At 61.2% G+C, this 26056-nt stretch carries 25 protein-coding genes and 1 pseudogene; 12 read left to right on the top strand and 14 right to left on the bottom strand.

The window, feature by feature from the left end:
- Nucleotides 1–316 precede the first annotated feature (316 nt).
- The gene (locus FEZ63_RS20130; protein ID WP_420846308.1) at nt 317–676 is read left to right on the top strand and encodes an SOS response-associated peptidase family protein; all 360 of its coding nucleotides are present in this window, start codon (nt 317–319) and stop codon (nt 674–676) included.
- A 32-nt stretch (nt 677–708) separates the two neighbouring features.
- On the opposite strand, the gene FEZ63_RS20125 is transcribed toward FEZ63_RS20130, so the two are convergent.
- Together FEZ63_RS20125 and FEZ63_RS20120 are read right to left on the bottom strand one after the other, a co-directional pair.
- On the bottom strand, nt 709–1845 hold the full coding sequence (locus FEZ63_RS20125) for a L,D-transpeptidase family protein (RefSeq protein ID WP_162419799.1): 1137 nt from the start codon (nt 1843–1845) through the stop codon (nt 709–711).
- A gap of 247 nt (nt 1846–2092) precedes the next feature.
- Nucleotides 2093–2377 (bottom strand): hypothetical protein, encoded by a 285-nt coding sequence (locus tag FEZ63_RS20120; RefSeq protein WP_150947828.1) that lies wholly within the window; start codon nt 2375–2377, stop codon nt 2093–2095.
- A gap of 426 nt (nt 2378–2803) precedes the next feature.
- On the opposite strand from FEZ63_RS20120, the gene FEZ63_RS20115 reads away from it, so the two are divergent.
- Both FEZ63_RS20115 and ligD read left to right on the top strand, forming a co-directional pair.
- The gene (locus FEZ63_RS20115) at nt 2804–3103 is read left to right on the top strand and encodes an SMI1/KNR4 family protein (protein ID WP_150947825.1); all 300 of its coding nucleotides are present in this window, start codon (nt 2804–2806) and stop codon (nt 3101–3103) included.
- Nucleotides 3104–3143: 40 nt separating this feature from the next.
- On the top strand, nt 3144–4145 hold the full coding sequence (ligD, locus tag FEZ63_RS20110; protein ID WP_150947823.1) for a non-homologous end-joining DNA ligase: 1002 nt from the start codon (nt 3144–3146) through the stop codon (nt 4143–4145).
- A gap of 267 nt (nt 4146–4412) precedes the next feature.
- Here ligD and FEZ63_RS20105 read toward each other — a convergent pair whose 3' ends face one another.
- Entirely contained in the window at nt 4413–4928 is a 516-nt protein-coding gene (locus tag FEZ63_RS20105) for a DUF6130 family protein (RefSeq protein ID WP_150947822.1), read from the bottom strand.
- Between FEZ63_RS20105 and FEZ63_RS20100 the strand changes: the two genes are divergently transcribed.
- Complete coding sequence (locus tag FEZ63_RS20100) at nt 4915–5358, top strand: hypothetical protein (RefSeq protein WP_150947820.1); 444 nt, start codon at nt 4915–4917, stop codon at nt 5356–5358. The two genes, FEZ63_RS20105 and FEZ63_RS20100, sit on opposite strands and share 14 nt — an antisense overlap.
- Before the next feature lie 239 nt (nt 5359–5597).
- On the opposite strand, the gene FEZ63_RS20095 is transcribed toward FEZ63_RS20100, so the two are convergent.
- Nucleotides 5598–5879 (bottom strand): hypothetical protein, encoded by a 282-nt coding sequence (locus FEZ63_RS20095; RefSeq protein WP_150947818.1) that lies wholly within the window; start codon nt 5877–5879, stop codon nt 5598–5600.
- Nucleotides 5880–6026: 147 nt separating this feature from the next.
- Between FEZ63_RS20095 and FEZ63_RS20090 the strand changes: the two genes are divergently transcribed.
- Nucleotides 6027–6254, top strand: coding sequence for a CsbD family protein (locus tag FEZ63_RS20090; protein ID WP_150947817.1), 228 nt, complete (start codon nt 6027–6029; stop codon nt 6252–6254).
- 108 nt (nt 6255–6362) lie between these two features.
- Here FEZ63_RS20090 and FEZ63_RS20085 read toward each other — a convergent pair whose 3' ends face one another.
- The gene (locus tag FEZ63_RS20085) at nt 6363–7340 is read right to left on the bottom strand and encodes a quinone oxidoreductase family protein (protein WP_150947815.1); all 978 of its coding nucleotides are present in this window, start codon (nt 7338–7340) and stop codon (nt 6363–6365) included.
- Nucleotides 7341–7608: 268 nt separating this feature from the next.
- Nucleotides 7609–7821 carry a sugar phosphorylase gene (locus FEZ63_RS20080; RefSeq protein WP_150947813.1) on the bottom strand — a complete coding sequence of 71 codons (213 nt, stop codon included), beginning with the start codon at nt 7819–7821 and terminating at the stop codon, nt 7609–7611.
- Between the two features lie 282 nt (nt 7822–8103).
- On the opposite strand from FEZ63_RS20080, the gene FEZ63_RS20075 reads away from it, so the two are divergent.
- The 4 genes from FEZ63_RS20075 (at nt 8104) to FEZ63_RS20055 (ending at nt 11613) form a co-directional block, all read left to right on the top strand.
- Entirely contained in the window at nt 8104–8583 is a 480-nt protein-coding gene (locus tag FEZ63_RS20075; protein WP_244622908.1) for an SGNH/GDSL hydrolase family protein, read from the top strand.
- A 718-nt stretch (nt 8584–9301) separates the two neighbouring features.
- Nucleotides 9302–10192 (top strand): hypothetical protein, encoded by an 891-nt coding sequence (locus tag FEZ63_RS20065; RefSeq protein ID WP_150947811.1) that lies wholly within the window; start codon nt 9302–9304, stop codon nt 10190–10192.
- Nucleotides 10193–10195: 3 nt separating this feature from the next.
- Nucleotides 10196–11080: an SMODS domain-containing nucleotidyltransferase gene (locus FEZ63_RS20060; RefSeq protein WP_150947809.1), complete on the top strand. Its 885-nt coding sequence runs from the start codon at nt 10196–10198 to the stop codon at nt 11078–11080.
- Nucleotides 11038–11613, top strand: a complete 576-nt coding sequence (locus FEZ63_RS20055; protein WP_150947807.1) for a hypothetical protein — start codon at nt 11038–11040, stop codon at nt 11611–11613. Before FEZ63_RS20060 ends, FEZ63_RS20055 begins: the two co-directional genes overlap by 43 nt.
- A 496-nt stretch (nt 11614–12109) precedes the next feature.
- Here the strand turns inward: FEZ63_RS20055 and FEZ63_RS20050 are convergent, their stop codons facing one another.
- The 8 genes from FEZ63_RS20050 to FEZ63_RS20015 all read right to left on the bottom strand — a co-directional run bounded on the left by FEZ63_RS20050 (nt 12110) and on the right by FEZ63_RS20015 (nt 22375).
- Entirely contained in the window at nt 12110–13015 is a 906-nt protein-coding gene (locus tag FEZ63_RS20050) for a restriction endonuclease (protein WP_150947805.1), read from the bottom strand.
- A 402-nt stretch (nt 13016–13417) separates the two neighbouring features.
- Entirely contained in the window at nt 13418–16291 is a 2874-nt protein-coding gene (locus tag FEZ63_RS20045) for an FAD-binding and (Fe-S)-binding domain-containing protein (protein ID WP_162419798.1), read from the bottom strand.
- Between the two features lie 149 nt (nt 16292–16440).
- Nucleotides 16441–17832 carry a 2-oxoadipate dioxygenase/decarboxylase HglS gene (hglS, locus tag FEZ63_RS20040; RefSeq protein WP_150947801.1) on the bottom strand — a complete coding sequence of 464 codons (1392 nt, stop codon included), beginning with the start codon at nt 17830–17832 and terminating at the stop codon, nt 16441–16443.
- Nucleotides 17833–17926: 94 nt separating this feature from the next.
- A complete protein-coding gene (locus FEZ63_RS20035; protein ID WP_150947799.1) occupies nt 17927–18283 on the bottom strand; it encodes a RidA family protein in 357 nt (118 codons plus the stop codon).
- Between the two features lie 53 nt (nt 18284–18336).
- The gene (locus FEZ63_RS20030; protein ID WP_201274228.1) at nt 18337–19653 is read right to left on the bottom strand and encodes an NAD(P)/FAD-dependent oxidoreductase; all 1317 of its coding nucleotides are present in this window, start codon (nt 19651–19653) and stop codon (nt 18337–18339) included.
- A 123-nt stretch (nt 19654–19776) separates the two neighbouring features.
- On the bottom strand, nt 19777–20565 hold the full coding sequence (locus FEZ63_RS20025) for an ABC transporter ATP-binding protein (protein ID WP_150947797.1): 789 nt from the start codon (nt 20563–20565) through the stop codon (nt 19777–19779).
- Nucleotides 20553–21374 carry an ABC transporter permease gene (locus tag FEZ63_RS20020; RefSeq protein WP_150947795.1) on the bottom strand — a complete coding sequence of 274 codons (822 nt, stop codon included), beginning with the start codon at nt 21372–21374 and terminating at the stop codon, nt 20553–20555. Before FEZ63_RS20020 ends, FEZ63_RS20025 begins: the two co-directional genes overlap by 13 nt.
- Nucleotides 21371–22375 carry an ABC transporter substrate-binding protein gene (locus FEZ63_RS20015; protein WP_150947793.1) on the bottom strand — a complete coding sequence of 335 codons (1005 nt, stop codon included), beginning with the start codon at nt 22373–22375 and terminating at the stop codon, nt 21371–21373. The genes FEZ63_RS20020 and FEZ63_RS20015 overlap by 4 nt, the downstream gene beginning before the upstream one ends.
- Nucleotides 22376–22714: 339 nt before the next feature.
- Here FEZ63_RS20015 and FEZ63_RS20010 point away from each other — a divergent pair, with 339 nt between their 5' ends.
- The 3 genes and pseudogenes from FEZ63_RS20010 to FEZ63_RS20000 all read left to right on the top strand — a co-directional run bounded on the left by FEZ63_RS20010 (nt 22715) and on the right by FEZ63_RS20000 (nt 25969).
- Entirely contained in the window at nt 22715–23728 is a 1014-nt protein-coding gene (locus tag FEZ63_RS20010; RefSeq protein ID WP_150947791.1) for a LysR family transcriptional regulator, read from the top strand.
- A 508-nt stretch (nt 23729–24236) separates the two neighbouring features.
- Nucleotides 24237–24901, top strand: a pseudogene (locus tag FEZ63_RS26285) (SOS response-associated peptidase family protein).
- Nucleotides 24902–25012: 111 nt separating this feature from the next.
- A complete protein-coding gene (locus FEZ63_RS20000) occupies nt 25013–25969 on the top strand; it encodes a sensor histidine kinase (RefSeq protein ID WP_244622906.1) in 957 nt (318 codons plus the stop codon).
- The last annotated feature ends 87 nt before the right edge of the window (nt 25970–26056 follow it).

Genomic DNA, 26056 nt, shown 5'->3' with positions numbered 1-26056 from the left:
GAGAGGGTCATACACGGTAGCACCGCGCGTCCTCCGAAGGTCCGCTTACCAGTCTTTGGCAGAAGTTCGATCAACTTCCGGAATGTGCTTGGAGCGGGCGTAGCGAACACCATCTGGGCCAGCGAGCTCTGCTCGCGCAAACAGGCCGGACATCTGATAGCAAGCGATTTGGTCAAAAGTCTGCTACCATCCTGACAAGCGGGGGCCGTCCACATCTGCAACCTTTATTCCATCACCAAAGGCCAGCAGGCGATCCGCGATCTGTTCCGGGTCGGGCGCGATCTGAACGGCACTCTCCCACTGCTTTCCCGACTACATGGCGCCGATCGTCCGGACCTTGCGTGACGGCGAGCGCATCCTCGAGATGATGCGCTGGGGCTTCCCGCCCCTGCCGAACCTGTCCAACTACCCGGTCACGAACGTGCGCGAGCATCTGGTGTTCAGTTTCTTGACGACAGACGCGAATGCCGAAGTCGGCGCGATCCACCCGAAGGCCATGCCGGCGATCCTCACGCATCAAGACGAGTTCGACGCGTGGCTCGCGGCGCCTATGGAAGAGGCGCTGACACTCCAGCGGCCACTACCGGATGGCGCCTTGAACGTTGTCGCGCGAGGCGAACGGGAAGATGGCCTTGTGTCCCTACCACTGCGCGAGGAGCAACCCTCTTTGCTATGATGGGTTCAGCGCGAAGTTGTGAGCATCAAACCTCACCTTCGAATGCTTCCGACCACCTCCGGTTCAGCCGCCGCCGGCGGTCCAACGAATTCCACCACAACACCGGGTTGGACGAGTTTCGCCAGTTCGCGCACGTCCCAGTTGGTCAGGCGGACGCAGCCGTGGCTGTTGGTCTTGTCGATCTTGTTCGGAGCGGGCGTCCCGTGAATGCCATAAGTCGGCTTGTCGAGGCCGATCCAAACGGCACCGACCGGGTTATTCGGCCCGGGTGCTAGGCGCAGTGCCTGAGTGTTCTGTCCCTGTTTGAAATTAACTTTAGGACGGTACCAATATTCAGGATCGGTGACGATGTTCTTCACAATGTGGCTACCGTCCGGAGATGGGAGATCGATGCTGCCAATAGTGGCCGGGTAGGAAAGGACCAACGTCCCTTGAGTGTCGAACCCAAGAAGACGCTTCTGGACCTTGTCCGCGACCAATCGCGCCACTTTCGCGGTAACCGGCCGCCCGACATCCGCCACGACGATCCGAGCTCCCGCAGCGGAGAAATCCGCGTCCGGATTCATCTGTCGCAACAGGTTCTCGTCCATGTGAAACTTTTCAGCGAGAAGCTCCACGGCGTTGCGGTAGGCGAGCCTGTCAAGCTTCGCCATCTCGGCATAATCGGTTGGGATTTCGCGGGCGAACGGCCCTGCGACATCGTCTTCCTTGATCACGTACTCCACCAAGGGCGGCGTCGGGTGGGTTTGCTCGAGGGTCGACCAGACCGATTCGTCCGGGATCCCATCGACTTCCAACCCCATCATTTCTTCGACAGCCGCGATAGCCTTTCCGACATTGTCGCCGTTGTAGCCGTCGATCACTCCCGGCGAGGCATGGGCCCGATCCAGCAGCACCTGCAACTTGATGATCATCGCGCTTTGTTCGCCAATGCCGGGAATGACAGAGCTTCCCGGCCTGTTCGTCGCAGCGATGAGTTCGTCGGCGGGAGGTCGCGGCTTAGATCCCGCCTGCTTTTCGATGAGCGCGCCGATCGGATCTAGCTTTCCGGTTGTCGAGCCTATATCGGATTGCTCAACGACCGCCGGAATCTGCGCTTGCGCGAGTACCGGCCCGGTTACGAGAATGAGCGCGGCGGTCGAAAGACCAAACCCGTTGGTGAAGCGCATTGCATGCCTCTTGAAAAACTCAGGACTGCACCGTTGCGAGTTCGCCATTAAGTTCGCATTAACGGTGAACCCCAAACGCAGAATAGTTTGACCGTCAAGCTTGCAGGCCCTTGGCAATGGTTGCCCCTCCTCTCCAGTCAGGAACCGGACAAAAAGAACGAGGGCTCGCAAACGCCTCAAGCCCCAAGAATCCGGATTGACGGGAGCGAGCGCACGCTGACGCATGGTCAAATGCCCCCGCGGTTGTTCACCCAGGATACTCCGTGATCCCGGAGCACATGGCGTAATGCTCTTCCACATTCAGCATCATTCGAATCTCTTTGCTCCCGCATTTTGAGCAGCGGAGGCAAAGCGCCATGTCCGGAATGAAGGTCTCCGGTGGCCAACCGGCGAGGGGCACCACGGCGCTGTGGTGGCAGCCATTGGCCAGGCATGAGGCCATGACGGTTTTGTAGCCGGCCGCCAACTTCGTCGCGACAGTCGGCGGAGTGATTTCCTTGCCGTTCTCGTAGGCGCGGCGGTCTGTTTTCATAGAACGTTCCTCCGTGAACAATAGAGAACGTTTGAGGCTCCAAAATCGAGCCGCGCACCGGCTCTCCGGATTTATTTTCTCGTCGCTGTGGATAGCGGGGATCATCAGATGCGGGACCGAGTGCCGGCTCATCGGTCAGAACCAGCCGATACGTTCGCGATAACTCGGCTCCTCTTGAGGGTGAACTCGAATCGAGGATACAACCCCCTGCGCTGACATTGCTGCGCTCGGCGTAAACTGGAGGCCCCTCTCGCTTCGGCAGGAGGGGCTTTTTATCTGTGACAGAAGGCCTGCCAGCGGGCCGCCGCGGGGATCATGTGCTCGAAGGTAGACAATGGAACCGGGTCGGGGGCGCCTCTGCGGCAGCGATTGCCCAGCTTAGCGCGGTTGCTCCAGTTACGCTCCCCGAGAGCTACTTTTCGCTTTTTGTCGTTTAGCAACGGCGGCGAGGGGCCGCTCTCGGTTCAGCCGTTATGGTTTTGCCTTTACCCCGCTGAAGAAGTTGTCGAAATTGCCCAGGCGGGCACGTTTCGAGAGTTTTTCCCGAACCTGTTTGTGATTGGCGGGAGTGGCGGCGGAGATGCGGTTGCGTTCGATCTTCGCGCGAGCGAGCCTTACCCCCTGGTGGAGTTCGACATGACCAATATCGATCTGGCCGAGAGCGTCCAGCAGATAGCTGGGTCCTTCGACGAAGCATTAGCACTGATCGGTCGCGACGAGCGCTAGGCCGCTCGTGCTTTATGAGTTCACGATCTAGTCTTGACGCATGGCCAAGCCGCCCCGCCGCCGGATCCAGCGCGGCAATGTCGCCAGCCCCAAGGCGACCAGCCGTCCGCTTGTCGGGAAGAAACCCGATCCGCGCCAGGCGGCACTGTTCGACCAGCCCTTGCCCGGGTGGATCGAGCCGTGTTTGCCAACGCTCGTCCCAAAAGCCCCGACCGGGCCGGAATGGGTGCACGAGGTCAAATGGGATGGCTATCGCCTCTCAGCCTATATCGAGCATGGCGAAGTCACGATCCGGACCCGGCGTGGCCATGACTGGACCACCCGCTTCCCGGCGATCGCGAAGGGGCTGGCCACCCTGCCGGTGCATAGCGCCGTGGTTGATGGCGAGGCTGTGGTGCTCGACGAAGAGGGCCGCCCCGACTTTGGCGCGTTGCAGGTGGCCCTTGGCGTCAAAGGCCGTCTCGCTGCCGATGTCGCCGTCTTCTACGCCTTCGACCTGCTCTTTCTCGACGGTCACGACCTGCGGCTGTGGAAGCTGGAGGGAAGGCGGGACGCGCTCGAAGCCGTTCTGAACCCGACGAGCGAGACCATCATGCTGTCCGTTGAGATCGAGGGCGATGGGCCGACCATCCTCCGCCATGCCTGCGAGCACGGGCTTGAGGGGATCGTCTCGAAGCGCCGGGACAAGCCCTACCGATCCGGCCGCCGAGACGAATGGCGCAAAACCAAATGCGTTCAATCAGATACTTTTTTGGTCATCGGCTATGAGAAGACCGCCGGTACGCTGGCGAGCATCCGGCTCGCGCACATGGATACGCTGATACCCGTGGGCGGGGTCGGGACGGGCTTCACCCGGACCAGTGCTGTCGATCTCGAGCGGCGGCTGAAGCAGTTCATCACCGACAAGCCACCCGTCACCGGTATGAAGGACAAGGGTGTCATCTGGACGAAGCCCAAGGTCCGGGTCGAGGTCGAATATCGCGGCTGGACGGCTGACGGGAGCCTTCGACACCCGTCATTCAAGGGCGTGCGCGAGGATTAGGCAGGTCCGTTTCTTGCCAGGAGCGGACGGCCCGCTCACGCCAGTGCCTGCTTTGATCCGGATTGTGGCCTCGGGCAAAAACGTGCGAGCCCCGGAAGGCGCGCGCTACCATACCTGATTATCAGGGTCGGGGCAAACCCTGAGGCAAATCGGGATGTGTTCCTAGTTATGAAAATACAAAAAATCCGCCCGAGTGGGGCGGGTTTCTGCGTTTAAGTCGGCGCAGGCAAGGAAACTGCACCTCAGATTGTCGCGAGCGATGCTGGGCTATTTGTGCATGTGCACTTGCGCCATCCCTGGTTCGGCCGTCATGGCAGGCACGGTGAATGTATGCGTCACCGATTGTCCATTTAAGACCACGTGGTTAGCGTCGACCAAGTCGATCTTCACCTTGTGCTGGCCGGGCGGAAAACCACCTATGTCGACTGTACCGTTGTCACTCGCATCCGCCCACGTCCAGGGCAGGTCGTTGACGTTGACGTGGAGATGCCCGATGCGTGGGGATACTCTGAGGGCGCCCGGCCCGAACGCCTGTATAATACGCACGTTCTCCACCCGGTATTGGGACAGGAATAGGCCTTGGGCCAGCGCCTGGGGAAGCGGTGGGTCCATAATCAGTTTGGCTGCGGGTTCGTTCTCGATCCGGCAATCTGCGCCAGCATCTGGACAGCTTGTCTCGAACGGTGAAGCGCCGCGGAACTCCCTTGCGCTCTGGGCGACGGCGCTCGTAGCGAGCATGGTTCCAGCGGCGACAGCGACAAGCGTCTTGATGGCCACGGTCATGGCATTCTCCTTTGAAGCTCTGATTGAACTCATCAAAGGGTGCAGGTCGAGCCATTGGAGTTTGGCAGCGATGTGCTTGCCAACGCCGCAAGCAGCGGTCGGATCGGCCGACCACCCTCACACTAATTGCACTTACTCGGGCTTGGGACACTTCTTTGCGAACAACGCACCGGCATGTTCTTTGCCGTCGTTGATTGAAGCGCTCTTGGGCGAGCCGGGCGACCGCACCGAGCCTCGCGTAAGCGCATTGAAGCATTCTCGCAGAACCAAGCTACTTGCCGGCTCTGTCAATATAAAGGCGGGATCACTGTATTTCGAAGAGAAAGTAGAGCCCATCGCAATTTCGTTCCGCAAGGTGGCGAACGAGCTGATCGCAACGTGGATACACGCCCTCCTTGCTGTGATCCCAGGTTCCGAGATTCTGACGTGAGCCGACGTCCCCTTTGGTCACCTGCGGACATTAGCCGCCCCGAGGCACTTCGCGCACGAAACACTATCGCCGGGTTCGGCGGTCTTCGCTGCGTTTGCCGGAACGTCCCGGCCGCAGTCGGTCCACACGAGAAAGATTCCCGGCACCGCTTCGGCGCACACGCACGAATGCGTCACCCACTGGCTGTCCGTCCAGTAGATCGGGAGCCCACGAATCTGCCGAGTGGTGTTGCCCATGATCTAATCCCGTTCGGGCACCGCCACCGCGTCCAAGAGGCTGATATCCGATTCCGCGACCATCGCCGCAACGAGTTCATCAGAGGTGTTGACGTGTTGCCAGTCTATCGGCACGGAGGACCCGAAGGTTGCACTAAGCCCCTCCCGGTTCGCCACCGTGTAGAACGTCAGAGCGGCGCGCACCGCATCGTCTCCAGCGACGAAAGCTGCCGTCTCTTCCTCCGTTGCCGGTCTGAAGCGGTAATGTCGTGCGGAATATGTCTCAAACCACCGCGCGTCTTCCATTGTCCTATTCCCCGCACCAATGACGGCGCCGCGTTTCCCAGGCTTCCCCGGCCATTCTACCGGAGTACCGCTGGCCTTCCGCAATCAGGCGGAACTGCATTCAGACTGCCGCCGTTCCTTCTTGCAACGACACCCGGAGAGCGTGCGATGAATTGGGACCAGATTAAAGGCCAATGGATGCAGTTCAAGGGAAAGGCCAAGGAGCAATGGGGCGATCTCACCGACGATGACCTTGACCGAGCTGAAGGTAGCCGAGACCAACTTATCGGCCGAATTCAGGAGCGTTACGGCATCGCCAAGGAAGAAGCCGAGCGTGAAGTGGACGCTTGGGTGGAACACCTTGCTCTAACGGCCAACAGGAACAGTATTTCCTGATCCAAACGTCCTCGTCGAATCTCGCAATCGTTGCCCAATGGGAACGTCAGGCTAGGGCAGCAGATGGCACGGAGAGCCGAAGCTCCACTTGGCAGTTGTGAGCTCCAATTAGAACACGATCACCGGCCGGCCCCGGAGTCCGCCCGTCGTCAGCACGCGCTGGGCGTCGGCAACCTGCTCCGGCGCATATTCCCCGGTGACGCGGAGCTTTATGGCGCCGCTCTCGGCCAGATCGCGCAGCAATTCGAGCATGTCGGTCCGCTCAAGAGCTTCAGCGACCCATACTGGCTTAATCTGGATGCCGCGCTCGCTCGGCGTGTCGCCCCAGCCGCGCACCGGGATGTAAACGCCGCCGTCCCGGATGGCGGGAAACGCCTTCTCAAGCAGGAGCGCCGTGTCGAGGAGCGCGTCGACGCCTTCGGGAACCTCCCGGCGGACCGTGCCGGCAAAATCGTCGCCCCGCTCTACGACCACGTCTGCGCCGTAGCCGCGCACCAACTCCGTCTCTTCCCGCTTTGCGTCCGCGACGACCCTCAGTCCCTGGTGCTTCGCGGCCGCGATCGCATAGTGCGCCAACAGGCCGGCGCCTCCGCTGACGGCCAGGGTCTGCCCGGGCGCCAGCGCGGCGAGTTCAAGCGCGCGTAGCGCCGTCAGCCCGTTCATCGGCAGCGTCGATGCCTCCGCGAGGGAGACCCCTTGCGGGATCGGAACAACCGAAGCCGCAGGGACGACGATGTGCGCCGCCTGCGCGCCGCCGTCCGGGCGAACGGGCTCGACTACCGCCATCACCTCGTCGCCGACGCGAAGACGCGATACGTCGGGACCGAGGGCTTCGACGATGCCCGCCGCATCCATGCCGGGGATCATGGGCGGGTCGCTGTACCCGGGATCACGCAGGGCCACGTCGGCCGGATTGACCGCCGCAGCCTTCACGGCGATGCGGACCTCGCCGGCCTCCGGTGGCCGGACGGCGCGATCAACGATCTCGATGACATCGTAGCCACCCAGAGCCTTGTAGGTGACGGCCTTGCCGGACTGCACCTTGGAACTTGCATTGACAGCTTGGTCCGCAAACGGTTCGGTCATTTCATCTGCTCCATCAAGGGTGGCAGCCCAGCGACTGCCTGGTGGGCGGCCGAATCGCGGGAGGACGGGACCGGCAATCCGGCCCACGAGACCGGCCGGCGCGATTCAAACAAAAGCGTTAAGGTGCCGAATCAACAAATACCGGTCGAGCAGTCGACGGAGATCGAGGATACCGAGGACCACCCCAGTTAGGAGCCTCGTTTCGGGCCGTCGGCGCCGCCATATATTCGCTTAGAGGTCGAGCTGTGACAGCACCATCAGCAGCGGTTCACCAGCGGATGACGATCACCGTCTGGTTTCCGTTCTCGAGCTCGATCGCTTCGGTACCATCCGTCCCTGTACTCTGTGCCTTTGCGTTCTCGATGACCTCGACCTCGGCGACGTTCGCGGCGAATGCCTCGTCGAGCTCAGCGACACAAAGCAGGGTATCAGGAGGAAGGGTCTCGACCCTCTTCAGAAAATCTCGGAGAGTTTCAGCCACGCGCCATCTCCATCGTTCCTCACCCAACTGCTTGGGCAATTTGAAGTTCCTCTCACCCCGGATAGGGCGGGGCCGCGGAACAATCAGGCGAGCAAAGGGACTGAGACTTTGGACATCAGATGGGGGACGCGATGAGCCACCTTGTCCTTCTCGGAGGCAGCATTTTTGACAACGCAGCCTACGTGCGGCCCGGCGAGCCTGACGTCGTTGCTCAGGTTCGGAACGCGCTTCCCCGAGGCTGGCAGGCCACTTTGCGTGCTGTGGACGGAGCCGTCACCAGCGATGTCGAGCGGCAGCTTGCCACCGGGCGATGCGGACTACCTGATCGTGAGTGCAGGCGGGAACGACGCGCTCCAGAATATCGGACTCCAGCGCGAGGCGGCTCGCTCCGTGGCCGAGGTCATGGGAAAGTTCACCGACGTGGACGAAGACTTCGCCGCCCGCTACGGCGGAATGGTGAGCGCAATCATGGAGCACCGCCTCCCGGTCGCACTTTGCACCGTCTACGACGGACGCTTTCAAGATCCTCGCGAGCAGCGGCTTCTCCGGACCGGGCTGACTTTGTTCAACGACTGCATCACCCGTGAGGCGTTTTCCCGAAGGTTGCCGCTGATCGACCTGCGGCTGGTCTTCAATGAGCCTGACGATTATGCCAATCCGATTGAGCCGTCGGCGAAGGGTGGAGCGAAGATCGCAGCGGTGATCGCTCAGGTCGTTGCTGGGAACAGCATTTTTCCGCGCTCACAGGTGTTCGCGCTCTAAGTGAAACGCTCGCGGTCGTGGATACACCGACGATCGGGGAGCCCATGAATGGTGCAGGACTGAGCCGGTGGACCTAGCCCGGCATCACTTTTCACCAGGGCGCGCTCTCCTCAACCTCACCTCCGGACCGCTCCCCGTTCTCGGCGATGAAGATCACGCCGGCGACTTCGACCGCCCTGCGGATAGCTGATGTCGAAGATCAATCACGAACGGTTCAACCGGCAGAAGATCCACAAGCCCGAGGTCCCGCACGAGTTCCAGGGGCGAGCGGCCGCGCGGGCCGTCCAAGGCGGAACTTCGCGAGATCGCGGCAAAGGCCACGGCGGACTACCGAAAGCCGGTCAGCAAGGCTGCTGCCCGCCCTGCCCTATCTCGCGGCCGCTCGGAGACCGTCGTCACGACGACGGCGAGCACAATCCCGCGCGACATCACCATCGAGTGCCAGTGCGGCCACAAGGGCGTCATCCATGCGGCGCCGGCAGATCTGGTCAGGCGGAGACTACGGTGCACTAAGTGCGGTGAGGAGCCGCTGCCGTTCTAGGGGGATTGGGGTTCGCGAGCTTGTAAGCGGCTGGCGGAGGGACATGACCAAAAATGCGGTGCCCGCTTCCAAAAATGCGGTGCCCGCTTCGTTGACCCCTCGACCTGCCGGAAGTCTCCGCTGGACTGAGGTACGCTGTGTCTTGTCAATGCTGGCAAAACCTAGGCAATCTAGACCATGCGTGCCCTCGTCCTTTCACTCGCCCTCCTCGCCTTCACCGCCGCATCCGCGCAGCCCGCCGCGCCGCCGGCGAACTGGCGAACCATGACGCTGGAGCAATTGAATGCGTTGCCGAAAGAGCAAGCCACCCAGCTGCCCGTCATTGAGTTCCTGGAGCGGACGGACCCCAACTTCGGACGGGAGAAGATGGAGCCCATCGTCGCGACCTTGCTAAGCCGCCTGATGTACGCCATCGACCGGCCGCTCTATCCGTTTGGGGCCTTCCTCGGAATGGCGGTGCGCGAATTTCAGGACGACCTCGGAGCCAAGGCGGATGGCGCCCTAAAGTTCTCCGAGATGGAAGTGCTTGCGTCCCGGGTGCGGGCACTCGATCGAACCGCAACTCCAATATTCCCCCCGTTCAAGACGGACGTCCACGTGTCCCCGACGAACGACTATGTAGCTTTCGGTGGCACTTGGGTCATCGAGGGCGACAAGCATGCATATCCGGTGAACTTCACAACCTACAAATGCTTCAAGTCCGAGAAGCTCTGCTACACAGCGGATGGCAACCTCATTATGAGCTCCGGAAGCGGCACGATGAATGTCGACAGCGGGTTCTTGAAGATCATCAAGTGGGACAATTCGGAATTGCTCATGGAGGACGACGCGAGGTGCCGGGTCACCACGACCTCCGTCAACCTGAAGAATAAAGAAGTCCTGCAGATCACGCGAAACAGGGACGAGGGCTGCGACGCCACTTGGCTTCCTCCGCTTACGACTCCGCGCATCTCCCGCTTGGTCGACGGCTTCAAGGCCAACCAAGAGCTGAATCAGAAGCAGGCGGAGATCAATCAGAAGAATTTTAGCAAGCGGTTCCAAGAGATCGCCAAGAAGTCGAAGAACTAATCGATGTGGGCGGGAGTCTTTGAGCGCTTCCGGCGCTTCCATGCGGACTGCAACCTGACACCCGATCAGATCGACGACGGGTATAAGAAGGCACTCGGGGTCTGTCGCAGCGTCGAACGTGCCTACTACGGCGAGCCCGCAGAGAAGGCCACAGGCTTTCTCGTTGGATCCTGGGGGAAGAGTACCCAGTTACGCCCGCCAAATGACGTCGACCTGTTCGTCAGACTGCCTTGGGACGTCTACACCCGTTTCGAGCAGCGCGCCGGCAACAAGCAGTCCGCCCTGCTGCAGGAGGTGAAGAGCGCACTGGGCGTCACCTACCCACAGACCAACATGCGCGGCGACGGCCAGGTCGTCATGGTGCAGTTCAACACCATCCTCATCGAGGTCCTACCGGTTTTCCAGTTGAGCACTGGGCAGTACCTGATGCCGGATGCGAACGATGGCGGGCACTGGAAGATGGTCGATCCTGTTGCGCAGATCAACTTCGTTGACCAAGTCAATCAGAAGACGAACGGCAACCTGCGTGCTGTGACGAAGATGATGAAGCTGTGGAGCCGCGAGCAGAACGTGCCGATCAAGTCGTTCGTTCTGGAGCTCCTGCTGACCGAATTCTTCGCCTCATATGGATATGGTCCCTACAGCTACTATTGGTACGATTTCTTCATCCGAGACGCCTTCCGCTTCCTGGTCTCCAAGGCATGGGGAACAGTGATAGTTCCGGGCACGAATGAGGTCATTCCGCTGGGGGGCGACTGGCTCTCGAGGGCCCAGAGAGCACTGGACATCGCGCTGCAGGCATGCGCCTACGAGCACGCCGACATGATTATTCACGCAGGTGACGAATGGCAGAAGATATTCGGGACGCGGATACCGCGGAGCGACTGATTGAAAAGCGCCGCGCCGAGATCATCAAGGAGTGCCTGAGGCAGTCCGAGAGCTGCCTCTATACATCCACGACGCTGTACACGTGGCTGCGCCAAGTGCGCCTGCAGAAGCGATTGTTCGTGGCAGCACCTATCGTGCTCGGCGGCATAGCCGGTGTTACCGTCCTCAAGGACGTCGTCCCTGATTACGTGATCGCAGTGCTGGCCTTCGCCGCCAGCCTCTTCCCGGCGCTCGCCGACGGATTGAAGATCGAGACTAGCGTGGACGAGATCGCCCGGCTGGCTGCGGATTTCAAGGCCCTGCAGGACCGCTTCCGTCGGGTGGCTAAGATCACCGCGCTCGGCGACGTGGACGAGGCCGAGGCGGCCCTTGCTGAGCTGATGGACAGGATGGACGTCGCTCGCAGCTCCTCCATCACGCCACCTGAGAAATTTTTTGAGGCGGCGCAGCGAAAGATAAAGGAGGGCCACTACGATTTCGAGATTGATCTCGCCCTGCATCGGGACGAGAGAAGCCCACAAGCTCGCAATTAATCCGAAGTCGGCTTGCGCAGGGTGCAGCTCACGAGTTGGGCTGGAATGGTCCTAGCCGCGCTGATGGGGATGGCTGTGGGCGGCTGAATGCGTCAGCGGGTCAGTCACGAGCCATTCCAACGGTGGTCTTTTGTCGGGCTCGTGACCTTGGGAGTTCACTTCGTGTGGCTCCCCACCCCCCCGAGTCAGAACAAAACCCGCACAACGTGTTGCTGCCGTGTTGCGTGGAACACGAGAGAGCCGAGTGAAACGGATTCGGAAGTCGCGACCGACCGCTTACCAGGCGGTTGTTCTCAGACGGCTCGTCTCGAGGGAAGGCCATTCGTCTTGCCTTTGTACCGATTGGGCTTTCCTAAGGAGCCGCCGATCGTTACCCCAGTCGTTAAGGACACGGATCATCTCCGCCTTCGCGATGCGCATCGCGGTACTCTTCGACATGGCGATGGCCGTCGCCAGGCGTAGCGGTTGGGCAACCAGGCAGCAACATAGCAGAAATTTAAAGCCATTCCCTGATGTCGCCGGTAAACAAGTCCCTCGCCAAGAGTGTCCTACCTCGCACATCCTTCCACTCTTGGTCATGCATGACCTGTGGCGGTAGCTGAGCTGGTTTCCTCGAATTGGTCCCGCGAAGCATTTCAAGCAACAGGCCTCCGTCGACCAGATCGAGCTCTAGCTTGAATTTTGCATCTAGAGCCTGCCTCGGTAGGTCTTTCGCTACTTTCGTAAAACGAGAGGCGGTAGTCACGAAGATGCCTCGATCCACTTTTGCAAGGACCATGGCACCCACAAAATTCCGTACTTCCTTCACAGATTCAGTTTCAGCCGAAATGCGACGTTTTACCTGTATTGCTCGCTGGATAATGCCGTTACTCTCAGCGAGATAAAGGTCTATCCCCCCATCGGCACTGTTTGCATTTGTCGATATCCGGACGACCTGCCCCCCATGATGTTCCTGAAGCAAGGATGCGACTAGATCCTCTGCCTGCTGGGCAGAGATCATCTTCCGGTCTTCCCACCGTCTAACCAGATGTCGCTGAAGCATTTCGATGGGCAGAGTTGTCGCTCTGAGGTCGATCTCGGATTGGAGGGCATGGGTCAATTCCCACCAACTGCTCCGAAGCACTTTGCCGGAAAACTCCGGAAGTGAGGTTTCAAGCTCGCGGTGGAAATGCCACCACCCACAAGATGGACAGATTTCGAGAGTGAGCCAACGGAACTGGGCGTGCGCAGGTTTGAGTGGAGTGGTAGGCAACTCGTGCTCGAAAACAAGCAGTCCTATCGCGCAACAAGGACAAGCGTGTACTCGCAGTGCTTCGGAAAAGAACACGGCACCTGCGTCGAGATCGACGTGGTCGTAGTTCTGAAGCCCAGTATGCAGGAGTCGTTTTTGTGTTTCGGTCACGCTTCACACCAGTCTGCCGTCGAACAACCAACCTAGTCCCTCAATATCAGGGTGAAGAGCCCACCCACCTTTATTAATGCGTATATTCCGGTTCTTGATGCGTATTTATGGGGGACAAACCGAACGTCCTCTTATCCACTTCAGTGGCCAATAGCCGCCAGTCAGCTTCCCACCCGTCGCGGACGTTCTCAGCAGAGTCGTCAAATGGCAACTTTGGGTCAGAGATTGACCTTCGAAGCTCGCAGTGAACGTCTGCTTATCGACAGTAAGCCGACCAGGATCGTACTTCGGAAATGTGCCAAAGGCTGACCTTCTACCGTCAACAGCCTAGGTGTGATCAAGGATGTTTGCATCTACAGCGGGGCAAGAGGCGCTCGGTGTCGTCCTCATTGAACATTCGGGTCACGCATGGCCTTCGAGACAGGCAAGAATCGCCTCAATTGGATGGCGAGGGCGGCGGCCAGCAAGGCGCTTCACCTGACAGCGGCAGGAGAACCCGGTCGCGAGGACGCGGTCTCGGTTCACAGCTTCGATCCGCTCTCGCCAACTCATGACGAACAACCGCCTAGAGGTCGCGGCGTGCTCGACCTGGTGACCAAACAGGCCGGCCATGCCGCAGCAGCCGACGGACGGGGTAGCTGCCTCGAGACCAAAGTGGGCGAAAACCCGTTGCCAGATTGCTGCCGTCTCAGGCCGGGCAGTCCGCTCTGTGCAATGCAGCAGGATCCGGAACGCCTCCCCGCCTCGGGCATCTTTCCTGCCGATGCGGCCGGCCTCAATCTCATCCAGCAAGAACCGTTCAATTCCCGGTACGGGTCTCGGGGCAGCGTCTGTCGGGAGGCACCTTGCGTATTCCTGCTCGAACAGCAAGCCGGTTGCCGCATCGAGGCTGACCATCGGCACGCCGAGGGACGCATAAGCCTTCCTCATTCGCGTCGCCCGTTCAGCCGTTTCCACGAACCGGTTGCTTATGCCCAAGACATCCTGGGCCTTGCCGCTCGCTGTAAACGGCGTGACGTGCACGTGGTATCCTAAGCGCTCCAACAGACGACAGGCGGCCTCGATTACGTCTGTGTCGAAGCTTCCCAGAAAGCTGTCATGCAGCACGATGACGGTTCGAGCCCGGATCTCCTCGGGTAGTCGGGCAATCACATTAGGGGGTGCAATGCGCCCCTGGATCCCGCTGGAGGTCGAGAACTCCGGCAGGTCGACGAGACCCAATACCCTCGAGACCAACCGCTTCACGATAGGAGCCCGCAAGACGGCATTTGAGGCCCGGGGTAACTTGCGGGCGATTCCGATCATTCCTTCGAGATGGGACACGAGGCGGTCGCGGGCGGGCCGCGTCCTCGTGCGATAATAGGCCGTGAGGAACCGTGACTTCATGGCCGGGATGTCGACCCTCACGGGGCATTGGCTCGCGCAAGCCTTGCACGACAGGCACGTATCCAGGGAGAGTTTGGTCTGGCTCTCGATCTCAGCCAACTCCGCCCCGATCGCCTCCCCTCGACTTTCGCGTGATTTGAGTTGCGCCCATGTCCTCAGGAGTGTCGCGCGGCCCTTGGGTGACTGCACCCGATCACGTGTCGCCTTGTAGGACGGACACATGGCATCAGAGGCGTCCCACGTGTGACAGGCTGCGTTCCCATTGCACGCGACGGCGCGATCGAAATCCCGCCTATGCTCAAAGTCCAGCACCCGGTCGAACTCGCCCCGCAAGGGCACTGCATCGATCCGGTCCACGGGAACCCGCCCGTCCGAGGAGGCAAGTTTGCCCGGGTTCAGTAGGTTCAGGGGATCGAACACCGTCTTGATGCGACAGAGTTCGGCGTACAGGACCGGACCGAAGAAGAACGGAGAGTACTCGCCCCGATATCCACGACCGTGCTCTCCCCACAGGAGACCGCCGTAGGCCTTCGTGAGAGCCGCAACCTCGTCGGAAACTGGGCGGATCAAGGCGGCGTCCTCCGGCAACGTCATGTCCAGTGCGGGACGGACATGCAGACAGCCGACATCCGCGTGGCCGAACATGCCGTAGGACAGCCCATGGCGGTCGAGCACCGCTCTGAACTCGGCGACGTAATCTGCGAGCCGTTCAGGTGGAACGGCCGTGTCCTCGACGAAGGCCGTGCCCTGCCTGCGCCCAGGCAAGCGGCCGAGAAGTCCGACGGATTTCTCCCGTAACATCCACAGTTGAGAGATGACGCCGGGATCGTGGACGACGGTCCAATCGGAGGCGGGGTGCATGGAGGTCCGGAGGATGGACTCGGCCGCATCCGTCCGCTGCCGCAACTCGTCCGGATCATCTGATACGAATTCGATGAAGTTGAGGCCCTCGACCGCCATGCCGTCCGGCGAACCCGCCTGACCGAGGACGGCCGCGATTCCGGTCCAGATCACGTCCGTTCGCGCGACGGCGAGGACCTTATCATCCAGGATCTCGATGGCTGAGGGCTCGGCCGCAAGCAGGTGACGGACGTCGCGGAGCGCCGCATCGAAACTGCCATAACGGGCAACCACCAAGGCACGCAGCTTCGGACGCTGGATCAGGCGCAGGGTGATGGACTTGGTGAAGGCCAGGGTTCCTTCCGATCCAGCCAGGAGATAGGCAAGATCGAACCCACCGTCATCACGCCGGACGTTCTTCAGATTGTAGCCTGTCAGGCCCCGGTTCATCCTCGGAAAAATTTCATCGATCAGGCTTGCGTTTTGGGTGACAACGCGCAGCACCTCACGGTGGATGTCGGCCGCGAGTCCCTCGCCTTTCAGCATTTCATCCAGTTCGGCGGCAGTCAGCCTCTGGGCCCGGTGGTCCGACCCGTCCGAGAGGACGACGTCGAGGGACTCGATGTAATCGGACGTCTTGCCGTAGATGCGTGACCCCTTACCGGAGGCATCGGTTGCGACCATGCCCCCGATGGTCGCCCGCGTGGCCGTCGACACGGTCGGTGGAAAGAAGAGGCCGTGCGGCTTCAGGTAATCGTTGAGCTGGTCGAGGACGACGCCGGGCTCGACCACGACGGTACGGCCGGCCACGTCCAAGGACACGATCCGGTTCAGGTGGCGGGAGACATCAACGATGACACCCCGGGTCAGGGATTGCCCGTTGGTGCCTGTCCCGCCACCGCGCGGGGATAACGACACCGGCCGTTCCGGATCTGACCGCGCCGCGCGCACGACCCGGTTGATATCCTCCCCCTCTCGGGGATAGAGCACGGCCGCCGGAAGAACCTGATAGATGCTGTTGTCGGTCGCTGCTACCAGGCGGGAAGCCATGTCCCGTGCGACATCCCCTGCATATCCGTCGGCCGAAAGGGCTCCCAGGAATTGGTCCAACGCCCTTTCATGATCGGTGCCGAGCTCGGCGTTTTGCGCGCCGGGGCCAGTAACCATAGGCAGGATCGATGCAGTATCCATACCCCGGCTCAGGCGTCTGACGAACAACGGCCATCACGCAGGGCTGCCCGAACTGCCTCGAGCGAACGCGTCTGTGCGTCTTCGTAGAGGTCGAATTCGTCGAGGACGGCAGCACCAAGGGCCGCCTCGAAGGCATCTCGATTGGCGTTGGCCGAATAGCTCCTCTGCTCCGTGCCTCCGAGGTTGGATTGGAAGATTCCTGCGGCGCTGACGGGAAGGAAGTCCTCATACACGATGGGGTCCGCCTTGACGCGCCCGCCCGCAATCAGGCCATCGATGCCCATCCCTTCGAGATCGGCGGCCGTCCCGCTTTCCATCAGCGAATAGCGGAAGAATCCAAGCTCCTGTGCCCGGATCTCTTCGTAGCTGTCGGGAAAGCGCAGGAAGGCCTCGGCGAGGCGGGAGGCATAGTCCGCGGAAGAGCTGCCGGCGGCGCCCTCATCCCGCACGGAGGCCAGCAATTCGTCATAGAGGGTGCGGCCCTTGCGCGTCAGCGCGATGCCGCGCTGCTCGATCTCGCCGAAGCGCGCGGTATGGGTGCCCCCATGTGCCTGCCCTTCTCCCGTGAACAGGATCGGCTCTTCCAGCGCCTTGAAGCTGGTCTGGCGCAAGAGGATCGGGCAGGCGCGGGTCGGCGGCCCCTCGATCACCGCCTTGGCCGTGATGCCGCGCTCGGGCATGCCGACTTGGACTGCATCGATGTCCAGAGTCCGCGGCGTCAGGTGATTGATGTGCGGCCCCTTGAAGCTCACGACATCGGCGATGAGACGATGGGCGCCGAGTAGCTTCCCGTGCGTATCCGCATCGACGGTGGCCTCGCTGTGCCATCGGAAGGTTTCCAGGGCCTCGCGGACGAACTCCTCCGCCTCGGCGCGTGTCAGGCGGCCCTGCTCCTCGAACCTCTCGATGAGCCGCAGAGCGCCCGGGGTGAAGATCCGGCGCCGCTCCAGGACGGCCTGTGCCTCCGTGCGGAGATCCTCATCCTCAATGAGTTCCAGGCGCAGCAATGACGTGAAGACGCGAAACGGGTTCCTTCCGAGCGAGACATTGTCGATCGGGCGGAAAGCCGTCGAATGGACCGGAACGCCGGCCACCGAAAGGTCGTAGTAGCCCACCGGAACCATCCCCATGACGGCGAACAGGCGCCGCATCGTGGCGAGTTCCCCGGCGGTCCCGAGCCGGATCGCCCCATGCCTCTCGAGGTCCAGCCGATCCAGCTCGTCCGCCCGGGCGAGCCGCTCCCGCAACTGCGGGTCTGCGGCCAACGTGGATGCATTCACGTCCGCCACCAGTTCCATGAGGGTGCCGTACTGCGGAACCTCGGCTCGGTACATGTCGGACATCGCACGCGAGAACATGGTGCGGACATCATCGGAGCTGACGGAATCGTTCAGGGTCATCGGGTATTCTCCGTATTCGGGAGTCGATCGTTGGTTGTCTCATGGCGATGGACATGCCTCACGGCCGGCTTGAGGCGGTATGTGCTCCATCCGATCAGCCTTCGGCGGCTGCGGTGATGAGGATCTCGATTCTGGCCCCCGCCCGGGCTAGACCGACCTGGCATGTGGCCCGGCCAGGTGGATCCTCCGGATCGACCCAGGCCTCCCAAGCCGAGTTCATGCCGGCGAAGTCCGCGAGGTCGCTCAGCCACATCTGGGCGAAGACAATGGATGATTTCGTCAGGCCGATCTCCGCAAGCAGGGCGTCGATGTTGCCGAAGACCTCCTGCGACTGACCCTCGATGGCTTGCGAGCAATCATCGGCAATTTGTCCCGCCAGGTGGATCGTGCTCCCGTGCCGCACGATCTGACTCATTCTCCGAGACTTCCGAAGACGGGTTATGGTCGCCATTGTGCGATCCTCCTTTGCAAAAGAACTTATTCTCCGGTACGTGCGGCGCAGGGCTACCGCTCGCTGCGGCTTGCCCAGGCCGCGTACTTCATGCGTGCGCGGACACCGACACCGAGGAACGGTTGTGGTGGATTGAGCGCAGGCATGCCCGACACGTCGGCCATGTCCGACAGGAGCTGCGAGTCCTGCCCTGTTGCCAGATCGGCGAGGAGTTGCCCGGAAATCGTACCGCGGGCGGCGCCGACGGCCTGATGGCAGGCCGACGCGTAGACGCCGTCACCGATCTTCCCAAAAAATGCCGCGTAGTTTCGCGACATGCCGCAGATGCCGCCCCACGTGTGCTCGAACTCCACGTCCTTCGCCCACGGGTAACGGCCGATCAGGCCCTTGCGATGGTTCTGTCGGACGATCGTGATGTCATCCGCCTTTCCCGTATAATCGGGCACGAAGCGATGCTGGTTGCGGATGAGCAGCCTGCGGTCGCTCGTGAACCGCATCGTCGTCCCCGCATGGTCGGCGGGCGTCAGTCCCCAGTCGTCCGCACCGCCATAACTCTCCATTTCCGGGGACGTCAGGGGACGCGTGATGCTGGCAAACGTCATCACGGGCACCATGCGCTGTCGCAGGAATCCGAACTCGGCCGAGAACACGTTCGTGCCGAGGAGCAGTTGGGGCGTCACGACCGATCCTTGGGATGTGCTCAGTTCGATCCTTCCGGCGCTGCGGTCGATCTTCGTGATGGGCGACTGCTCGTAGACTTCCACGTTCGGCGGAAGCGTCTCGCCCAACCCGCGGACGAGCGCGGCGGGTTGCATGAGGATCCCGGTCGGGATGTGGATCGCGGCCTCGTAGTAGGACGTGCCGAGCACGCTCGCGAGAGAGGAACGGTCGAGCCAGCGATAGGGGTGGCCGATGTTGTCCAAGAGCGTCTTGTAGGTCGTCAGGTATTCGAGTCCCCTGCTCCCGACCGCCGCCTGATATCGGCCGGCCCGGGACCACTGGCAATCGATCCCATGGCGTTGGACCGCATCCTCCAGGGACGAGATCGCTGCCTCGTTGAGGCGCATCACCTTGCTCTTGTAACCGACATCCAGGTTCTCGAGATCGCGCTTGTGCGGGAGATCGATGACGAAGCCGGAATTGCGGCCGGAGGCACCCTGACCGATGCGGAGGGCCTCGATCAGCATGATGCGGTCGTTCGGGCGCAGGGCCGCCACGCGGCGGGCGGCCGCGAGTCCGACGAAGCCTGCGCCGACCACCACCCAGTCCGCCGACTGCCGACCCGATAGGGTACGGGCCGGCTTGGGATCGGGCAGGAGCTGGTACCAGCCGCAGGAGCGGTCGTCGCGTGGAAGTTTCTTGATGTGCATGTCGGGAAACCTTGCGGCCCACCTTTTTTGGTCGAGCGGCCACAGCGGGACGCTGCCGCAGGCAGCCCGTGTTCCACTCCGGTGAAAGGAAGTCGAATTGGTTCGTGGAGCCTCAGGCCGAGGTCATGCAGCGATCTCGATGCTGCGCACTACCTCTGCCTGGACGGAGTCCCAGATGTGCCGCTTGAGCTCGACGAAGCGATCCGACAACTGGACATCAGCGTTCCTGGGGTAAGGCAGGTCGTTCGGGATGTCCTGCACGATCCGGCCGGGCCGCGCCGACATCACGATGATCCGCGACGAGAGGAGGAGTGCCTCGTCGATGGAGTGCGTGATGAACAGGATCGTCTTGCGCTGCTGCTCGTAGATCCGGACCAGTTGCTCTTGGAGGACCTGACGGGTCATGGCATCGAGCGCGGCAAACGGCTCGTCGAAGAGCATGACGCCGGGATTGTTGGCTAGGACGCGGGCGATTGCCACGCGCTGGCGCATGCCTCCGGAGAGAGCCTTGGGATAAGACTTCTCGAAACCGCGCAGCCCCACCATGTCGACGTATTCCTGGGCCCGCGCGCGGCGTTGCGCCCTGCCTTCGCCCTTCATCTTCAGGCCGAACGCGATGTTGTCCTCGACGGACATCCAGGGAAACAGGGCGTACTGCTGGAAGACCATGCCGCATTGCGGATTGACGCCCGTATTCTCCTTGCCCTGGATCTGGATCCGACCCTTGGTCGGCTCGTCGAACCCGGCGATCATGTTGAGCATCGTGCTCTTGCCGCAGCCCGAGGCTCCGACGATGACGACGAACTCGCCCTCGTCGACGGTCAAGGTGACATCGTTCAGGGCCAGCATCGGGCCATAGCTCTTGGACACGTTCGTGAACTGGATCACGGGAATCTGGTTCAGGCCTTCCATGGCAGGATCCTCTTTTCGACGAACCGGAACAGCAGGTCGGTGGCCATCACCGTGATGCTGATGAGCACCATGCCGAGGACGACCGTATCGGTCTGGAAGTACTCCTTGCCGTTCATGATCATGAACCCGAGGCCTTCCCGGGCCGCCACGAGCTCGGCCGAGATGACGCAGGTCCAGGCGATGCCCAGCATGACCTTCAGTCCGCTGAGGATCTGGGGAAGGCTTGCCGGCAGGATCACCTCGATCATGACGTCCTTGGACTTCGCGCCGAGGTTCTGTGCCGCTTTGATCAGGAGGGGATCGACGCCTTTCGTCGCTTCCATGACATACAGGAGCGATGGCGCGAAGGCTCCCATGAACACGATCGAGTACTTTTGCGACTCGCCGATGCCGAACCAGAGGAGCGACAGGGGAATCCAACTCATCGAGGGAAGCGGCCGGAGAAATGACAGCACCGGATCGAACACGGCCCGGGACAAGGGGGAGAAGCCGAGGAAGATGCCCAGTGGGATCGCGACCAGCGAGGCGAGCAGGAAGCCAACCGTCACGCGCCAGGTCGATGCCACGACATGGCCGAGGAGGATGCCCTGATCGTTCATCAGCATGGCCCGGTTCAGGATCTGCGACGGCGCGGGCAGGAAAAGCGGCTCGACCAACCCGAACCTCGTCACACCCTCCCAAAGGGAGAGGAGGGCTATGCACGAGATCAGACTGATGGCCAGCTTGGGAACCCTTGGCCATTGAGCCTTTCCCTTGGACGAGGCCCGTTCAGGGGCCCCGTAGTCGGTGACTGCGACGTTCGATTTCATTGCATCAGCCCCGTCTTGACCCAGTCGTCGACCTTGGGAGCCTTGTCGATTTGCTTGTAGCGCACCAGCAATTCGGCGAGGGACTGAAGTCCCTTGGTGAACGAGCCGCCCGCGGTCATGATCTTCTGCTGCTCCCCGCGTCCAATCCACTCAATGTCTTTGAGGACGGCGAGTTGTTCCTCGGGGGACAACTGGGTCAGGTCCGTCAGGAGGGCGGCCGCGTCCTTCGGGTTCTCGGCAATGAAACGTGCGGCCTCGAAATACCCATCGAGGAATGCGGTCGTGGTCTTGGGGTTCTTGTCGACGAAGCTACGGTTCGCGATCAGGACGTCGGGCCCTGGGCCGAGATTGTACTGCTTGTACAGGCTGAATTCCTTGGCATCGAGCAGCACGTGGGTGTTGGCCTGCGCCTTGAGCGTGTTGAAGGCGGGCGTCCAGGTCGCCACGGCGTCGACCTGCTTGGCCCGCAGGGCGCTCGGCGTGTCGCTGGCCGGCAGGTTGATCAGGGTGACGTCCTTGTTCGGATCGAGGCCGGCCTGTTCCAGGACGTCAAGCGCAAGCACATGGGAGCTCGTCGCGAAGGGCACGCCGATCTTCTTGCCCTTGAGGTCCTTGACCGTCTTGATGTCCGAAGATGTGATGATCCCTTCGACCGTGGCGTAGGAGTCCGGGGCGGCGAGAACGTAGAAGGCCTTCGTGCCGGAGGCCATGAGGGCAATGGCCGAGATGGAGCCGGCGCCACCGAACTCGATCTCGCCGACAGCAAGGGATGCCATGCGGGCCGAGCCGGTGCTGAAGTTCTTCCAATCGACGGTCAGTCCCCGATTGGTGAAGTAGCCTTTCTTCATGCCGACCCAGACCGGGTAATGGCTGAGCCAGGCAGACCCGCCGTACGAAACCTTGGCCTTCTCGAGCTCCGCGCCGAGCGCCAGCCCCGGGGAACCGACGGCCAGCGTCAGAGCAACGGCGGACGCCAGTAATTGCCTTCGCGTCTTGTACATGTCGATCTCCTCCTTGTCCGGTCGTTTGTCGGATATCTTGACTGAACGTTTCCTGCCTTGGTCACCGGCTGGCCGTTGCGCGACCATTTCCTGAACCGGTCAGATTGCTAGCACGGGGTCGGCTTGAGCTCTCGCAAAAATCGCTACTATTAGCAATTCTAATGGAGCGATATTCCCGTCCCTTCTGCTCTTTGCGCCCTTTAGTCGTGTCTTCAGGTAGATTGACTCGCAGCAGCCTTCATTTTTCGGTGCTTTTGGCTGGCGAAGGGGTCTATAAGCCCATCATCAACAATCTTATTTATGCTGGTGGTTCAGTGCGACTGATATGGAGTGTTTTCGATGACACCGGGCAGAGTCAGAGTTGACCGGGAACAATTCGTCGAGCTTTCATCTCTCGCCGTCTTTGCCGAGATCGTTCATGAACGTTCGCTGACCGCCGCTGCCAAGAAGGTTGGCCTGACGCAATCGGCGGTGTCCCAGGTGCTCAAGCAAATCGAAGTGATGGTCGGGGTCGAACTGATCGACCGCACGGCCCGACCACTGCGCGTAACGCCGGCAGGCGTCAGGTTCCAGGTCTATGCCGACTCCATGCTGCTCGAGGCCCGGAAGATCTCGGCGGCTGTTCGCCAGAGCGCCCAAGCCGCGTTTCCCAAAATCCGTCTGGGCCTCACCGACAGCTTCGCCTCCACCTTCGGGCCCCATATCGTGCCGCACCTGCAAAGCCGCGCTCAGCAACTCACCCTCCGCTCCTCCGGGATCAACGCCACCATACGCGAGGCGCTGCTGGGACGGGAACTCGACCTAATCGTCACGACCGATCCGTTCGACTCCGTGGAAGGGTTGGAACGCCACGAGCTTTTCCGCGACCCTTTCCTGCTCGTGACCCCGGCTGAATACTCTGGACTTTCCATCGATGGGCTGCGTGGACTTGCCCACCAGTTGCCCCTGGTCAGGTACAGCCGCCGGTCGTCGCTTGGCGTCCACGTCGATGTCCATCTCCGCAGGCTGGGTCTCGAGCCTGTCGACCGATTCGAGATGGACTCGTCGGACACCCTGCTGAGCATGGTCTCCGCGGGTCCGGGGTGGGCCTTGACCACTGCACTTTGCCTGCTCCATGCACGCCATTTCGTCGGCAAGGCGAGGTTGGATCCGTTGCCGGGCCCTCGCACGTCGCGTTGTTTCTATCTCATTGCCCGAAAGGAGGAACATGGCGACATGCCACGACAGGTAGCTCGGATTTGTCGTTCGGTACTCCTCGATACCGTGCTTCCGGAGATCCAGACCCTGATCCCCTGGGTGAACAAGGATCTGTTCATCATCGAGACCGGGACCGATATTCAAGCCGATGCATGACGTCCGAGTGGAGTGCGCAGACCGGGAAGTCCGCTGTGGGTCAAAGTTCGACATCGAGAGTTTACAATGACGTCGGCTTGCCGCCTATACGCTGACCAAAGCGGTACTTCGGACACGTGCCAGCAGTGGAACTTCAATAAGCAACCCTCAAAGGCAGCTTCGCGCCGCATGTCGGACGTTGAAGTCAACGTTGTCGCCTCCTGAAAGCCGCCATCCTAAGCGACCACGCCGGTGGTTACGGTTGCGCATGAGCAGACATTTGCTCTCAGGCCCGCCGCCTGCAGCAGGTTGCTGCATTATCAGGCGCGAACACAGTTCCACCGTTCTTAAGGCAACGGACCGGGCCAATTGCACGAGTTTGCCGTCAGTTTGCTCTGCGGAGATGGTTCAGGAACTTTGAGCTGGTTCTTACGACCGAAGGGACGGTCCACCAGCAAACAGGCCGGACATCTGATAGCAAGCGATTTGGTCAAAAGTCTGCTACCATCCTGACAAGCGGGCCGTCCACATCTGCAACCTCTACTCCGTTACCAAAGGCCAGCAGGCGATCCGTGATCTGTCCCGGGTTGGGCGCGATCTCACTGGCAACCTCCCGTCGCTTCCGGGAATCTTTCCGGATTGCGTGGCGCCGATTGTCCGCACCTCGCGCGACGGCGAGCGCGTGCTCGAGATGATGCGATGGGGCTTCCCGCCTCCGCCGAACCTGTCCAACTACCCGGTCACGAACGTGCGCAACACCAAGAGCCCGTACTGGCGCGGGTGGCTTAAGCCGGAATTTCGCTGCCTGGTGCCGTTCACGTCGTTCTGTGAGTACGAGGACACCAAGCCGCGGAAAACGCCCACATGGTTTGCGCTGTCCGAGGAACGGCCACTCGCCGCCTTCGCCGGTATCTGGCGGCCGTGGACGGGCGTGAGGGGGACCAAGGCGAACCCTGTCGAGGGCGAGCATCCTTCAAGGCGCCGTCGGGCAACTGCCTTTGAAGCATCAGCGCCTCTTCCCTGGGGGCCGCGAGCCACGCCTCGAACTCGTCTTGATGCGTGAGGATCGCCGGCATGGCCTTCGGGTGGCTCGCGCCGACCTCCGCATTCGCGTCTGTCGTTGTGGCGCGAGGCGAACGGGAAGATGGCCTTCCGTCCCTGCCAGCGCGCGAGGAGCAACCCTCTTTGTTATAGGAAGTTGCGTGAGGTCGCGAGCAGGTCTGTGCTACAAGTCGGTCGGTTTGCAAAGGGCAGTACGCGGTGCCATTGGATAAACGAAAGCCCGGAGTATGGGACGAGACCCATTTGCGTCTCGCAATTGAGGCGGCCGAAGTCGCACTCTGGTCCTGGAACGTCGACACCGACGAACTGGTGATGGACAAGCGAGCCTATGACCTATGGGGGGTCGACACCAGCTCAAGCGTCACCTTTGAAGACTTGTCGTCACACATCCACCCGGCTGATCGAGACAGGGTGAGGGCCGCCTTTGCAGCAACGCGCGCAATCCTCGGCGCCTATGAGATCGACTTTCGGATTCTGGTGAATGAGGAGGTTCGATGGGTCTCCGCACGCGGCCAAGGCAATGATTCCGGCATTGTGAATCGGATCATGTTCGGGATTTTCCTTGATGTCACTGGCCGCAAGCAGGCTGAAGAGGGAAATGAGCTGCTTGCTGGAGAAATGAGCCACCGGGTCAAGAACCTTTTGACCATAGCAACTGCTCTGACTTTGAGGACCTCCCGGTCGGCAAAGACAGCTGAAGACATGGCGAATGACCTGATAAACCGGCTTAGTTCTCTCGGACGGGCTCACGACCTGGTCCGCCCCTTGCCAGGGACGGAAGGGAAGGCTGCCCTTTTAGGGGATCTGCTTTCTGTGCTTCTTGCTCCATATGACGATTTGGGAGCTTTCACCGGTCGCGTTCGCGTCTCTGTACCGCGAATGGGAGTCGGAGACTCTGCGGCAACAACGATTGCGTTGGTTGTCCACGAACTCGCCACCAATTCATTGAAGTACGGGGCCCTCTCCGTTGAGACCGGTACCCTCGATGTCTCGTGTACCTTCGACGGGAGTGATGTGGTGCTCGCCTGGACTGAACGCGGTGGTCCACCGGTTTCGGAACCTACCGGACCAGCTGGCTTCGGCAGCAGATTGGTAAATCGCAGCATAGCGGGCCAGCTAGCGGGCTCTCTAGCATACGATTGGTCAGCAGAGGGGCTGGTTGTGACGCTACGGATGGACAAAAGCCGCCTGTCCAAGTGAGAGCACTGCAGCGCGGATCGTTTGCACCGCGAACGGAGGACGCTGCCAAGGCTAAACGGGCTTGCGCAGCATCTCGCTATCGGTAGA

This window comes from Microvirga brassicacearum (genome assembly GCF_008757455.1).
GTDB lineage: Bacteria > Pseudomonadota > Alphaproteobacteria > Rhizobiales > Beijerinckiaceae > Microvirga > Microvirga brassicacearum.
Note: the sequence above shows the minus strand (reverse complement) of the source record. Positions and strands in the feature narration are given on the sequence as shown.